Origin of the sequence: Pedobacter sp. KACC 23697, assembly GCF_045348445.1 — a bacterium.
Taxonomy (GTDB): Bacteria; Bacteroidota; Bacteroidia; order Sphingobacteriales; family Sphingobacteriaceae; genus Pedobacter.
The window spans coordinates 3320088-3334271 of the sequence record NZ_CP157485.1 but is presented as its reverse complement, the minus strand read 5'-3'; the positions used below and the strand labels follow the sequence as shown (position 1 = coordinate 3334271).

Here is a 14184-nt window from a genome sequence, read left to right as displayed (position 1 = left end):
CATTTTCAGATTTAATGCACCTCGTGCGGAGTAATAGATTTAAGGATTGTGGAAAGGATCAGTCCGTAAAGTACAAAACAGATAAAAATAATGTAGCCCGGTTGCAGGGCAGTGTTATTGGTCGTCAGGATCGTGAGCGAATCATTATTGATATTTAATGCACGCAACTGGTTTTCAAGGAGCCCGTTAAGCCCAATGTATGCCATTAAAATGGCAATTACGATCACATCGGCCATGCTCCATTTTCCTGATTGAAAAGCAAAATACCGGATGATTCCGTTTTCTGCCCACCGTTTACCGCCCAGCAGGTGGATACCGGTTGAGGTGAGCTTAATTACCGGGAACAGGATACTGAAGGCTAAAATCAATACACCAACCAGCACAGAATCAATTGCCGATTGGCTGATCAATACCCGAACCACATCCATAATACTTTTGCTTTGGAAAAAGAGTACCTGGTCGTTAAAAACCACATGCTCTCCAAGTAAAACAAAATCTAAAGAGCGGATTCTGGCATCAACTTCAATCATAGAGGCCGTTAGGCCCACCGCTAAAAGGATAAAGGCGAAAAGTAACGACATGATGAAAAGCGTGGTGTGCAGATCAGTACGTTTGCGCAATAGCCACCAAAATGCCAGCACAACAATTACGCAGCTTAACATGCCAAAACAGTAATAGTACGTTTGTTGGCGGATATTGCTTAGTGTAGTGATTAGTTTTTTGTTGAGCTGTGGCGTGGAGGATACACTATACTGATGATAAATTTTTTTCATGATGGCATTGTTGGCAACAAATGCCGTATCCCTGCTTTCCTCTTTAGCTATTTCATTAAACTGGCCCAGGGCCATTTTGCCCAGTTGCTTTTTATTTTTCGGGTTATCTATTTCAGCAATTATTTTTTTGGCAAACGCGGGTACCTGTGCGCGGATACTGTCTGAGTTAACAAAATTTTTAATGGCAAATTTTTGAATCTTGCCGCTGATGGTTTTCTTTGGTTTGTTTACCAGGGCTTCTGCCTTATCAATAAGTGCTAACAACACTTGTTCCACTTCACCCTGCAGTACCTTTTTTTGTTTGCGAGTTATTTTAAGTCCCGAAACCTGGTGGTGAACAATGTCTGCCACCTTATCTTTCCATTGTTGTACAGAGAACAGGCCATAGGTAATGTTATTTACCCTTGAATAATCATGTTTAATCTGTTCCTGTTTTTCCGATAATTCATGGAGCCTTAAACCAAAAAAGCCTTCCGCAACAAGCAATATGCCCAGTGCAAGGATCAGCAAAATCCGGTAAATAAGTTTTCCTGCTGCAGGTTTGTTGGTTATTTTTTCCAATCTGTTTGTTATAAATAGTGATTACATCTCCCCGAAAGGAACTATTTGCAGATAAACATCAATTTTTGAAAAATGTTTTAGTCCTTTTTTTGGCCGGTATTAAAAGATTATCGATGGCTAACTACATGGTTTTCAGTTTTGCAGGGTTTTTTAAATTTATTAATCACGGGCCGGATAAATTCGGGCATAATTTGTTAAAAATCACACTTCACCATGTCCAAAAGTAAGTTGTAAAATAATTAAAATTTTGTTGATGCGATTTGTATTATCTTTATCGCCATAAAAAGTAAAATAATGGATAATCATAGCCTCTCCAACGAACAGTTTTTATCTGGCGGTGGAGAAATGGGAGCGTTAATCCGCTCAATGGATTGGTCTGATAATCCACTGGGTCCGGTAGAAACCTGGCCACAAAGTCTTCGTACATCTGTGAGTTTGTGTCTTTCTTCCACTTTTCCGATCCTGATTGCCTGGGGACCAGAGACGATCCAGATTTATAACGATGCTTACCGCCCGATATGTGGGGCAATGCACCCACAATCAATGGGGATGAACTTTCGCATTTGTTGGGAATCTGCCCTGGAGGTAGTTGGCGATAAATTTACGCGCGGACAGCAGGGAGAAGGTACTTATATTACCGATCAGCAAATGTTTTTGTTTCGGTATGGTTACCTTGAAGAAGCTTTCATGACTTTTTCGTTCGCCCCCATCCGCGATGAATCTGGTGAAGTGGGTGGAATATTTCACCCCATTACAGAAACTACTGATAAGATGCTCAATGGCCGCAGAACGCAGGTGCTGCGTGATCTGGCATCGGTGCTGGCCCGGGCAAAAAGCATTGAAGATATTGGTAACCTGATTACTGAAAAGCAGCCAGATTTTGTCGCAGATTTGCCTTTTATCTTGTTTTACAATGTTGCAGATAATGGCGCCTCTGCCAGTTTGATCAGCAGTGCAGGTACAGCACTTGCGCCAGCATTGGCCGTCGAAGAGATAATGTTTGGCGGGAACGACCAGCCCTGGCCATTAGATAAAGCCGCTAATGCCCCCTTGGTTTTAGACGATTTAACCGTCAGGTTTGGAGATTTTACCTGTCAGCCCTATCCCGAAACCCCAACTAATGCTGTAATCTTACCGGTGTTTATCTCCGGTAAAGATAAACCATTTGGTTATGTTGTGGCCGGGGTGAGTGCCAGAAGGGCTATTGACGAAGAATACCTGGGTTTTTATTCGCTTCTGGCCAATACTTTCAGTAGCGCTGTCTCCAATGTGTATGCCTACGAACAAGAACAGAAACGGGCCGAAGCCCTTGCTGCGATAGATAGATCGAAGACGGCTTTTTTTAGTAATGTAAGTCACGAGTTTCGTACCCCGCTAACATTAATGCTCGGTCAACTGGAAGATCTTCAGGCTAAGGCCATCATGGCCGATCCTGAAATTAGCGAGATTGTACTTTCTACGCACCGTAATTCCATGCGCTTGCTCAAACTGGTTAACAACCTGCTCGATTTTAGCCGGGTAGAGGCCGGTAGGGTAAAAGCTGCTTTTCAACCGGTCGACATTGTAGGGGTAACCACCGACCTCGCCAGTAGTTTTAGATCCATTATCGAAAAAGCAGATATGGAGCTTATCGTTAAAGCAGATTTGCAGGCTTTTGAAGTTTTTCTCGACATCCAGATGTGGGAAAAGATTGTACTCAACCTGCTTTCCAATGCTTTTAAATATACACTTGAGGGAAAAATTACAGTAGAACTGATTAAGGAATACACTCATGTGATCTTAAAAGTCTCAGATACCGGGGTAGGCATACCGGAGGCCGAACTTCCGCATATGTTTGAACGTTTTCACCGGGTTGAAAATACGATTGGCAGAACCCACGAAGGAAGTGGCATTGGGCTTTCACTGGTTAGTGAGCTCGTAGGGTTGCATGGCGGAAATATAGCGGTTGAAAGTGTATTTGGATCGGGATCAACCTTCACGTTACGCATTCCCTTAGGTAGTTCACATTTGCCGGCAGAGCAAGTGCATCAAAAAGATTATCAGGTAATGATGAGCGGTTTACGGGAATCGTTTATTCAGGAGGCTTCAGGTTTGTTAGGCGAAGGATACAATGGGGCAGCTTATGAAAACCAACCCATAGAAGCTGTTCATGCACATCAGCCAGATGCTAAGGTGCTTATTGTTGATGATAATAATGATATGCGTGCCTATCTGAAACGTCTGCTGGAGAGTGAATTCACGGTTTACACCGCAGTAAATGGTGCAGATGCATTGCAGCAATTAAGCACTTTTACCCCCGAGCTCATTCTCAGCGATATTATGATGCCGGTGATGGATGGGAAGGGCTTGCTTAAAAAAATAAGGGAGAGAGAAGAAAAACATTGGATCCCACTTATTTTTCTTTCGGCAAGGGCAGGTGAAGAAGCCCGGATTGATGGGTTGGAAGCCGGGGCAGATGATTATCTGGTTAAGCCTTTTTCGGCACAAGAGCTGCTCAGTAAAGTGCGTGCGCAGATAAAAATAAACAGGGTGAGGCTCTACAATGAAAGGCGCATGCGCGATTTCGTGGCTGTAGCCACCCACGAATTAAAAACACCGCTAACCGCACTTTTCGGTTATGTTCAGCTGATCGGGAAAAAATCGGCAACCATTAATGAGCCTTTAATTACTAACGCAGCTGAAAGAGCAGGTTACCAGGTCACCAGAATGGCCAGGCTGGTAGACGACTTCCTCGATATGAGTAAACTGGATGAAGGGATGTTGTACCTGAACTGGGAAAAATTTGATCTTCATACTCTCGTTGAGGAAATCGTAAGGGATGTACAATCTACCTCTCCTGCGCACATGCTTCATTTTAACGCCGGGGAAGCACTTCAGATAAATGGCGATCGGGAGAAAATCGGACAGGTCATTACAAACCTGTTGGTAAATGCGATAAAATATGCACCAGAGGCGCCAAGGGTCGAAATTTATATCACGACAAAAGAAGAGCAGGTAGTGATTAATGTTCGTGATTATGGGGTAGGGATAAAAAAAGAAGATCAGCCGCATGTTTTTAAGCGGTTTTACCGTACCGAATCGGCGAATAAAGGCTTTAGAGGATTTGGTTTGGGCCTATACCTTTGTTCGGAAATTGTAAACCGCCATGGTGGCATTATTGGCGTAGAGAGCGAACCTATGGTGGGTTCTACCTTTTATTTTTCATTGCCGCTAACATGCTAAAGCCTGTGGGTCGCTAATGATTTAAAAACAGCGGCCACCGGTTTTGCCGGTGGCCGCGTCAACTAACCGGTTGTACAGTTATTATTTTAGGTAGATGTGGGATTGTAACAAATGTAGTTTCCGAATTGTTTTGGAATAAGCTATTTTTGCGCGATATTTAGCCAGTCAGGTTTGTTAGAAAGTAACTTAGTTTGTCTAGTTTTATTCACAGAAATGGTTTCATTAGTCGCCAAAAATTTATCAATTTTGTCTGATTTTAGTTGTAAAGAAATAAAACAAATTGTCGCTTAAGCGGTTATATGATGGGTTTTATTCATTAAAACGAAATTAGCCGTGATTAAATCACCATTAAAAATATAAGTCAGATACTCACAATTTTATACAGATCAATTGGAAACATCTAACAATAGAAAATTTGAACTTTCAGGAAATGCCGGTGCATCTAATTTCCAACTGATGACCCTGGCATTGGATGCCTCTATTTCAGGCATTATCATTACAGATAATACCCAGCCAGACAATCCAATAATTTATTGCAACAAAGCATTTGAAAAAATTACCGGGTATTCCAGAAAAGAGATTATCGGCCATAACTGCCGGTTTTTGCAGGCACAAGACCGAAATCAGAAAGAACGGGCAATTTTGGCAAAGTGTATTGACGAAGGGGAAGAATGCCGGGTAGAGATCAGGAACTATAAAAAAAATGGCGATCTGTTCTGGAACGAACTCTATATGTCGCCAGTTAAAAACGCTGAAGGAGAAGTAACACATTTTATTGGTGTACAGAATGATGTAACCTTAAGAAAAAATGCGGAGCAAGATCTGCGTCAGCAGAAACTGGTGATGGAAAAGCGGATTATCGAACGCACAAAGGAACTCAGGGAAAGCGAAGCATTCTTAGCTAGTATTATAGAAACAGTACGCGAGGGACTTTTAGTACTTGATCCTGATTTTAATGTGCTGAGTGCCAACTATCACTTTTTAAGGACATTTAAGGTGAGTAAGGAAGAAACAGTAGGTCGTCAGTTATATGATTTAGGTAACCACCAGTGGGATATTCCAAAATTGCGTGATTTGCTTGTTAAAATCTTACCAACCAACAATCCTGTTGTGGATTTTGAGGTTGAACACGATTTTCCTCATATTGGAAAAAAATTAATGCTTTTGAATGCGTATCGCGTAGAATTTGAAGGACAATTTAAAGACCAGATTCTGCTTGCTATTGAAGATATTACGGAAAGACGTGAAGTAGAAATAAGAAAGGATGATTTTCTATCTATCGCCAGTCATGAACTTCGTACCCCACTCACCACGATAAAAGGTTATGTGCAGTTATTAGAGCGCGCCATGCCTAAGGATGCCAGTGAGAAATTTCTGTCTACTTTCGGCAAAGTATCTGTATATGTAGAACGTTTAAATTCGCTGATCAGCGAGTTGCTTGATGTTTCGCGTATCCAAAGTGGTAATATGGAATTACACATGGCAAAGTTTGATTTTGATACCATGATAACGGAAGCCATTGAAGGCATGCGGGCTACGGTTCCAGGTCACCAAATTATTTTGAGTGGAAAAACAGATGCACAAGTAGTTGCAGATGAATCACACATTGCCCAGGTAGTGAGCAACCTTTTATCGAATGCCATTAAATATGCACCTGATTCAGAGAAAATAGAAGTAAATATTGCCAATGTAAGTGATTATGTTAAGGTATCGGTTAAGGATTTTGGTTTGGGAATGAGTGCCGAAGACAGGAAAAAAGTTTTTGAACGTTTTTACCGTGGTGTAGAAATTCAAAAGAAGTTTCCGGGGATGGGGATAGGACTTTATATTTGCGACCAAATTATTAAAAACCATAATGGAACCCTTTGGGTAGAAAGCGAAATAGGCAAAGGGTCTATATTTAGTTTTACTTTACCGAAGGCAGGAAAGGAAACGAATGGATAAAAAGAAAATCATGATCTGTGATGATGACGAAGGGATTATTGATGTGTTGGAAATGATTCTGGATGAGGTTGGACATAAGGTGATTTCGGTAAATGACAGTTTAAAAGTACAGACGGCTATTGATAGGGAGCAGCCTGATTTATTGATCCTCGATTTGTGGATGCCAAGGCTTTCGGGACAGGAGGTATTAAGGATTTTAAGAAACCACTCAGCCCATGAGAAGCTGAAGGTTATTGTAATTTCGGCCAGCAGGGACGGAGAACAGATTGCCAAAGATGCAGGTGCCAACTTATTTATAGCCAAACCTTTCGATCTGAATAATATTTTAGATTCGGTTAATGCCCTGCTTAATTAAAAGAGATTAGCGATGATCTGTTTTTTTAAATTCCAGCTTTTTAATAATTTATGATTTTCTAAAAAGTTGAATCCGATAACGATTCAATGAATACTATTTTATAGACTACCCATAACAGTCCTATTCTTCATACCGAATCAGTAGTGTTTGCAATTAACTTGTAGGCATTTCATCCTTTTTTAATAAATAATCAAACTAAGTGTTGAGACACATGGTTTCATAGTAAAAAGGGAATGAAAAAATTAACAAACAGTCTGGTTCCACGGCAGGTTACCGGAAGCCAGATGGATGCCGTTGAAGAACGCAAATTAAACAATATCATTCAGGCCCGGGAATTTTTTGCAGCAGCTGAAAAACGGTTGCTGGCAGTGAATGAATGGGGCAAAATATCAGGACTAGCAGACTTTAAGATTTTTATGCCTGATGGAAAACAAGCGCTGCGTTCAGTTCAAAAAGGAGATTTTATCAGAATCGATATCCCAGGTCCCGGTCCGTTATCGGGTAATGGTTTTGATTGGGTGCTGGTTGAAGAAATTAAAAGAGCACTCGACGGTAATTTTGAAATGATCAGTATGTGTGTGCGTCCTTGTTCTTCGCCCCTAAATCAGGATAAAGAGGTTGCTCACTTTTTAAAAGACCAAGCTACTTCTACCTTTATTATCCGTAGGGATCGGATTACGGTACGGGCAGAAGAACATGGCAGGAATGAGCAGGCAAATGTTAATGATGGAAATTTGATTGATCGGGCACGAAACCTGCTTGTTGGCGTTAGTGCAAAGCTGGGATTATCCTACCCTCAATGGAAATTATTGGTAAAAGGACTGCTTGATGGCACACCTTAGTGTTGTAACATGGCAAGTCCTTCCTCATTGCCCTGCATGGCGGCGAGTTCTGCTGCCCGCTGTCCGCGTACATCCGTAATTGAAGTATCCGCACCATTTTCTAATAAGAGTTTCAGCAGGTCGTTCCTGCCGAACATGGCTGCAAACATGAGGGCAGTTCCGCCGTTTCCATGCTGAAGATCTAGTTTTGCACCCTTGGCAATCAGTAGTGCTGCAATGGGCAGGTAACCTTTAAAGCAAACCCCCATTAGTGCCGTGTTGCCACCATAGTCTGCCGCGTTTATGTCTGCTCCAGCTTCTAAGAGTATTTCTGCACACAATAAACGGTTATTGTAACAGGCAATGATTAGTGGTGTATATCCCTTTTCATCCCTGAAATTTATATTGGCACCCCTGCTAATCAGCTCTTTTAATACTTCGGTTTCCCCCTGTCTTGCTGCGGGTATGATCAATAGGTCTAAATTTTCCATGTAAATATAACTGTGGTGGTAGAGAAAAGGTTTTCAATTGTTATTCTGGTTTTCAATTGTCATTGTGAATGCAATGAAAAATCTTTTCTGTTTAATTGCAATTCAAACGATTATTTCAATCAAGTTTTTAATGCTCCTGCAGCTAATTTTTTTTCAGCATTTTTGCTAAAAAAAAGAGGCTGAATCAAAAATTGTAATTCAATCGAATTTGTCACGTTAAGCCTGTCGAAACGCGTTGTAAGAGATTTAAAGTTAATCCTTCGACAAGCTCAGGGTGACAATTCTATATTTATGAGACAGCCTGGAACGAACGGAGCAATAAAAACAGCATAAAACAAAAGGCTCCGGAGAGCCTTTCGCTTTAATTATTCTGCTACAGCTTCCGCATTAACTGCGTTAACTGCTATTTCTGTCAGGGCTACATCTGTTGCCTTTTCATTTTCAAGGGTTTGTGAAAGGAGTTCAGCTACGTCATCGTGGCCAATATTCTCTGCAAATACCTTTAATGTTCCATAGGTTGCAATTTCATAATGCTCAACTTTTTGGGCAGCAAGGATCAGTCCGGCATCACGGATCATGGTACCTTTATCAGTATCAGCAATAATTCCGTTAGCTTCTTCCAGTAAACCAGCCATGGCATCACATTTTTTTGCTGCTGCTTTTTCACCTAAAAGGCTAAATACCTCTTCAAGGGTGCTGATATGTTTTTCTGTTTCCTGAGTATGCTTTTCAAAAGCGGCTGCAAGTTCAGGGCTTGTGGCCGCTTTCTTCATTTTCGGAAGCGCTTTCACAAGATGTTTTTCAGCCCAATAAATATCTTTTAATTCATCTACAAAAAAATCGTGGAATTCTGAATGCTCAATTTTTCCTGTTTTTCCTGTAGGCTTTGCGGTTTTCTTTGCCGTCGTTTTTGTAGTTGCCATAATAAATTTTCTTAGTAGATTCTTTATTTTAGAACAGGGTAAAATCAGGAATGGTTTTGAGTTTTTTCCTCGCTGCTATATTTGACGCTCAACCCTGCTATTATTTCTTTCCGGCCTGAAGAAGGTTGCCTGAAACTTTTAATCATAAACTGATCTCAACTAAATTTTAATGAACGTCATCACTTTAGTTTGTAAGGTTATTGGTCAGTTTTCATTAAGGTTGCATGGCATAACTATCCTTTATAAAACACGTATTAAAACACGGATAAATTACGGAAACTAAATAGCGAAATACAGGGTTCTATAGATGATGGTTAATAAAGAAACATCCTTAAACAAAACATACCATGAAAAAACAAGACAGCGGCAGTAAACCAATACTTAGCGCTAAAGATACGGTAGTGGCTTCTGATGCCTTAAAAGAACTCTTTAAAGATGGAATACGCGATCTTTATTGGGCCGAGAATCATTTGGTTAAAAATTTGCCTAAAATGATTGCCAGTGCAACAGCACCGGCGCTAAAAAACGCAATCGAATCTCATCTTACCGAAACTAAAGGACATGTAGCCAGGCTTGAGAAGGTATTTGAGTTGCTTGGCGAAAAACCCGTAGCCAAAAAATGTGACGCGATGGAGGGATTGGGTAAAGAAGGTGAAAGCATCATTCAGGAGACAGAAGCCGGAACAGCAACGCGTGATGTAGGTATCATACTGGCCAGCCAGAAGGTAGAACATTATGAAATTGCTTCTTACAGCGGACTTTTCCAATTAGCCAACACATTGGGCTTAACAGAAGTGGCAGATTTACTGGAGCAAACACTTGCTGACGAAAAACTTGCTGATACCAAGCTATCTGATATAGCTGAAAATGAAATTAACTACCAGGCAGCCGACGAGGCTTAAGAAAGGAGAAATAAAATGGCAAAAAAAACAACGGTTAAAGATACTGGTCCGATTAATCAGGACAATGATAAAACCACAAAACTGGAGGTCTTTGTTGCAGATGCTACCGGTGAAAAACTGACAACCGATCATGGTGTTAGCATAAACGATGATCAGAATTCACTTAAAGCCGGAGATCGGGGTGCAACCTTATTGGAAGATTTTATTCTAAGGGAAAAAATCACTCATTTCGACCATGAGCGGATTCCTGAGCGTGTTGTACATGCCAGGGGATCTGGAGCGCATGGGGTATTTAAGGTGTACGAAGATATGTCTGACCTCACCCGGGCAGCTTTTCTTTGCGATCCGGGTGCAGAAACCCCTGTTTTTGTGCGTTTTTCAACCGTAGCAGGATCAAGAGGATCTACAGATGTGGCGCGCGATGTTCGTGGTTTCGCCGTAAAATTTTATACACAGGAAGGTAATTTCGACCTCGTAGGTAACAACATGCCTGTATTTTTTATCCAGGATGCAGTTAAATTTCCTGATCTGGTACATGCAGTAAAGCCGGAGCCAGATAATGAAATGCCTCAGGCTGCATCGGCACACGATACTTTTTGGGATTTTATTTCCTTTATGCCCGAATCTGCCCATATGATCATGTGGGTGATGAGCGACAGGGCCCTTCCAAGAAGTTACCGCATGATGGAAGGTTTCGGAGTACATACTTTCCGTTTGATTAATGCAGCTGGCGTGTCCAGTTTTGTGAAATTTCACTGGAAACCATTATTAGGTGTACACTCGGTTGCCTGGGATGAAGCACAGAATATTTCGGGAAAAGATCCCGATTTTCACAGACGGGATTTGTGGGACGCGATAGAAGCCGGTGCTTTTCCGGAGTGGGAACTTGGCGTTCAGATTGTTGCAGAAGAAGATGAATTTAAGTTTGGCTTCGATTTATTGGATCCGACCAAACTCATCCCCGAAGAGCTGGTTCCGGTGCAGCGCATTGGAAAAATGACTTTAAACCGTAATCCGGATAATTTTTTCGCTGAAACTGAACAGGTTGCTTTTCATGTTGGTCATGTTGTTCCCGGAATAGATTTTACTAATGATCCACTTTTGCAGGGAAGGCTGTTTTCATACACCGATACGCAGCTGATCAGGTTGGGCGGGCCAAATTTCCATGAGATTCCGATTAACAGGCCGGTGGTGCCCGTACATAATAACCAGCGTGATGGTTATATGCGCCAAACCATCAACCGCGGCAAAACCAGTTATGGCCCTAACGGGATCGCTGCAAATGATCCACAACAGGCTAAAGCAGCCGAGGGCGGGTTTGTAAGTTACAATGAACGAATTGATGCCAGGAAAATCCGCGCAAGAAGCAGGAGCTTTTTTGATCACTTCTCGCAGGCCAGGTTATTCCTTAATAGTCAGTCTGAAGCCGAAAAAAACCACCTGATCGATGCCCTTACTTTTGAGCTGGGTAAGGTAAAAATGGTTGAGATTAGAACACGCATGCTGGGCTTACTTAACCATATTGATAAAGGCCTGGCAGCAGCTGTAGCTTATGCGCTTGGACTTCACGTTCCAACCATTCCTTTAGCAGAACTTAATGGTAGTATCCCGGCTGATGCCGATCCTGCTGATTACACCCCGGAACAGAAAGAAGGTGAAGTTACAAAATCGGAGGCCTTGAGCATGGCCGGCACGCCTAAAGATTCCATCGCGACCAGAAAAATCGCCATTCTTGCAGCAGATGGCGTAGATGGGAAATCGCTTAGTGCAGTAAAGGATGCACTCGTTGCCGAAGGTGCAGTTGTGCACATTATTGCACCAAAACTGGGCATCATTCTTTCACAGGAAGATCAGCAGATTGAAGTAGATGAGAGTTTCCTTACGGCGGCCTCTGTACTTTATGATGCTGTTTATCTTCCAGGCGGAACAAATAGTTCTGCAACGTTGGAAGCAGAAGCTAGTGCGGTACATTTTCTGAACGAAGCTTTTAAACACTGTAAAGCAATTGCTGCCGGTGCTTCAGCCATACAGGTTTTAGAGGCTACCTATTTTTACAAGAAACTTCCTGATGAATATTCGCAGGAAACGGTGCTGCGTGAGGGCATAATCGTTTCAGACAATCTTTCTTCGTCAGTGGAACTGTTTATCAAAATGATTGCTCAGCACAGATTTTGGGACCGGGAAGTGGCGCGAAAAATTCCGGCATAGCAGCGCCAGTTTATTGAACATTCTTCACATAATTCAACCAGGTGAATTCACCTGGTTGTTTTTTTTAAAATAAAACAAACTGCCAAAGGTTTTAAAAGGTTCTTATAACTGAAGAGGCATTCTATTGGCGAAATATCATTTGTCCCCAATCGGGCGAATTCACCTGCCCGCAAATATCAATTAGAATAAGCTTAAAAATTATGGAAAACAAAAAAACAGATTCTGATGCACAGAACGAGGAGAAAGTAGGCGTTATCCCAGTCTCACAGTTAGAGGGAAGTGATGCTGATATGGATCAACAGGATAATGAAGTCAATCAGAAAACAGCTGAACAAGCCACAAAATCTGATTCGGATGTTGACAAGCAGACAGGCAAAAACAATGGCGACTAAAAAATTATAAATTTAATGGTGGTTTTTGATGAACCTGAAAAATATATGTTATGGAAAATATAAGGCATTTCGGCCTGATTACCGGGCCCGGTAGCGGCATTGGTTATGAGGCCATGATTACGGGAAAGACAGGGTGATCTCTGGGTTTAAGAATAAATTGAAGTAGCCATGGGAAATATAACACCTGATAGTATGCTTACAGAACAGACCGGTAAGCAACTGGAACCAGTGGATAAATCATAAACTTTATCCACCGGTAAATTATAGATTTCAAATAAATTACTCCTTGACAGAAGCAACGCGTAGTGCCCACATGTACAGGCGGGGAGAATTTTTTTATGTGTATAAAAGATTTCTTTACTACCATTTAAAAAATCCACCAGCGCGATCGTCATTGCGAGGAGGGACGACGAAGCAATCTTTCATGTAGGCAGGCTTCGTCGGCTAAAAAAGCCTTCTCGCAATGACGGAGCTTTGTTAAACAAACCATCTATTAGTCGCTTTTAAGGCTGACCATTCCCTCCGGCAGCGCCATATATCTGCCCAGTAGAAAAACTGGCGTCATTTGCAGCAAGCTGAACATAAATGGATGCCAGTTCGGCAGGCTGTCCCGGTCTGCCCAAAGCTGTATCTTTACCAAATTCTTTAAGTTTCTCAGGCGTCGACCCACCTCCCATTTGTAAAGGTGTCCATATCGGTCCAGGGGCAACTCCGTTTACCCGAATGCCTTTAGGACCAAGTTGTTTGGCCAGTGATTTTACAAAATTGGTGGTAGCGGCTTTTGTTTGTGCGTAATCATAAAGATCAGGTGACGGATCTGTGGCCTGTACCGAAGTAGTTCCAATAATGGATGAACCCGGTTTTAAATGTGGTAAGGCGGCTTTGATAATCCAAAAGGGCGCATATATGTTCGTTTTTATGGTCCAGTCAAATTGCTCACTGGTTAAATCCGCAAGCGAAGGTGTGCTTTGCTGTCTTGCGGCATTACTAATCAAGATATCAAGTCCGCCCAACTGACTTACAGCATTGTCAACCAGCTTTTTGCAAAAAGCTTCATCCCTGATATCTCCCGGAATTGCAACGGCTTTGCGGCCAGCTTTTTTAATCAGTTCAACAACTTCTTTAGCATCTGGCTCCTCCTGAGGTAGATAATTAATGGCCACATCTGCACCCTCTCTGGCATAGGCAATAGCTGCGGCCCTTCCCATACCCGAATCGCCACCGGTAATCAGTGCTTTTCTGCCCATCAATCTCCCCGAACCCTTATAACTGGTTTCGCCGTGATCGGGCCTGGGTACCATTTTGCTGGCCAGTGCCGGCCAGGGTTGGTTTTGGTGGTTAAAAGGTGGTCGTGGATACTTTGTTGTAGGATCCTCAAGCGCCGCAGGTGACGGATAATAAGTTTTGTCTACCGTTGCCGCATTTAGTGTTGGTGCAATGGCCATGCTGGCCAACCCGATACCGAGACCGCCTAGCGCCTCACGTCGTGTAATATTTTTTTTCCCGTCCATAATGATGTTTTAATAGGTATAGATATAACCGGATAAAATTTTAGAAGGTTTGGCTTTTTTAAACTTTAATAAATGAGCTGG

Annotated in this window: 11 protein-coding genes; 7 read left to right on the top strand and 4 right to left on the bottom strand. The window is 42.1% G+C overall.

What is annotated here, in order from left to right; translation table 11 throughout:
- Nucleotides 1-11: 11 nt before the first annotated feature.
- Nucleotides 12-1334, bottom strand: a complete 1323-nt coding sequence (locus tag ABEG20_RS13250; protein ID WP_406823809.1) for a paraquat-inducible protein A — start codon at nucleotides 1332-1334, stop codon at nucleotides 12-14.
- Nucleotides 1335-1628: 294 nt separating this feature from the next.
- Here ABEG20_RS13250 and ABEG20_RS13245 point away from each other — a divergent pair, with 294 nt between their 5' ends.
- The 4 genes from ABEG20_RS13245 (at nucleotide 1629) to ABEG20_RS13230 (ending at nucleotide 7697) form a co-directional block, all read left to right on the top strand.
- Entirely contained in the window at nucleotides 1629-4556 is a 2928-nt protein-coding gene (locus tag ABEG20_RS13245) for an ATP-binding protein (RefSeq protein ID WP_406823808.1), read from the top strand.
- Between the two features lie 390 nt (nucleotides 4557-4946).
- A complete protein-coding gene (locus ABEG20_RS13240; protein WP_406823807.1) occupies nucleotides 4947-6500 on the top strand; it encodes a PAS domain-containing protein in 1554 nt (517 codons plus the stop codon).
- Nucleotides 6493-6855, top strand: a complete 363-nt coding sequence (locus ABEG20_RS13235; protein WP_406823806.1) for a response regulator — start codon at nucleotides 6493-6495, stop codon at nucleotides 6853-6855. Before ABEG20_RS13240 ends, ABEG20_RS13235 begins: the two co-directional genes overlap by 8 nt.
- A gap of 233 nt (nucleotides 6856-7088) precedes the next feature.
- Nucleotides 7089-7697, top strand: a complete 609-nt coding sequence (locus ABEG20_RS13230) for a hypothetical protein (protein ID WP_406823805.1) — start codon at nucleotides 7089-7091, stop codon at nucleotides 7695-7697.
- On the opposite strand, the gene ABEG20_RS13225 is transcribed toward ABEG20_RS13230, so the two are convergent.
- Nucleotides 7694-8167, bottom strand: a complete 474-nt coding sequence (locus ABEG20_RS13225) for an ankyrin repeat domain-containing protein (RefSeq protein WP_406823804.1) — start codon at nucleotides 8165-8167, stop codon at nucleotides 7694-7696. The genes ABEG20_RS13230 and ABEG20_RS13225 overlap by 4 nt on opposite strands.
- 365 nt (nucleotides 8168-8532) lie before the next feature.
- The gene (locus ABEG20_RS13220) at nucleotides 8533-9090 is read right to left on the bottom strand and encodes a ferritin-like domain-containing protein (RefSeq protein ID WP_406823803.1); all 558 of its coding nucleotides are present in this window, start codon (nucleotides 9088-9090) and stop codon (nucleotides 8533-8535) included.
- Between the two features lie 347 nt (nucleotides 9091-9437).
- On the opposite strand from ABEG20_RS13220, the gene ABEG20_RS13215 reads away from it, so the two are divergent.
- The 3 genes from ABEG20_RS13215 (at nucleotide 9438) to ABEG20_RS13205 (ending at nucleotide 12592) form a co-directional block, all read left to right on the top strand.
- The gene (locus tag ABEG20_RS13215) at nucleotides 9438-9992 is read left to right on the top strand and encodes a ferritin-like domain-containing protein (RefSeq protein ID WP_406823802.1); all 555 of its coding nucleotides are present in this window, start codon (nucleotides 9438-9440) and stop codon (nucleotides 9990-9992) included.
- A 15-nt stretch (nucleotides 9993-10007) separates the two neighbouring features.
- Nucleotides 10008-12200: a catalase gene (locus ABEG20_RS13210; protein WP_406823801.1), complete on the top strand. Its 2193-nt coding sequence runs from the start codon at nucleotides 10008-10010 to the stop codon at nucleotides 12198-12200.
- Nucleotides 12201-12400: 200 nt separating this feature from the next.
- Entirely contained in the window at nucleotides 12401-12592 is a 192-nt protein-coding gene (locus tag ABEG20_RS13205) for a hypothetical protein (RefSeq protein WP_406823800.1), read from the top strand.
- A 503-nt stretch (nucleotides 12593-13095) separates the two neighbouring features.
- On the opposite strand, the gene ABEG20_RS13200 is transcribed toward ABEG20_RS13205, so the two are convergent.
- Nucleotides 13096-14103: an SDR family oxidoreductase gene (locus ABEG20_RS13200; protein WP_406823799.1), complete on the bottom strand. Its 1008-nt coding sequence runs from the start codon at nucleotides 14101-14103 to the stop codon at nucleotides 13096-13098.
- Nucleotides 14104-14184: the final 81 nt, after the last annotated feature.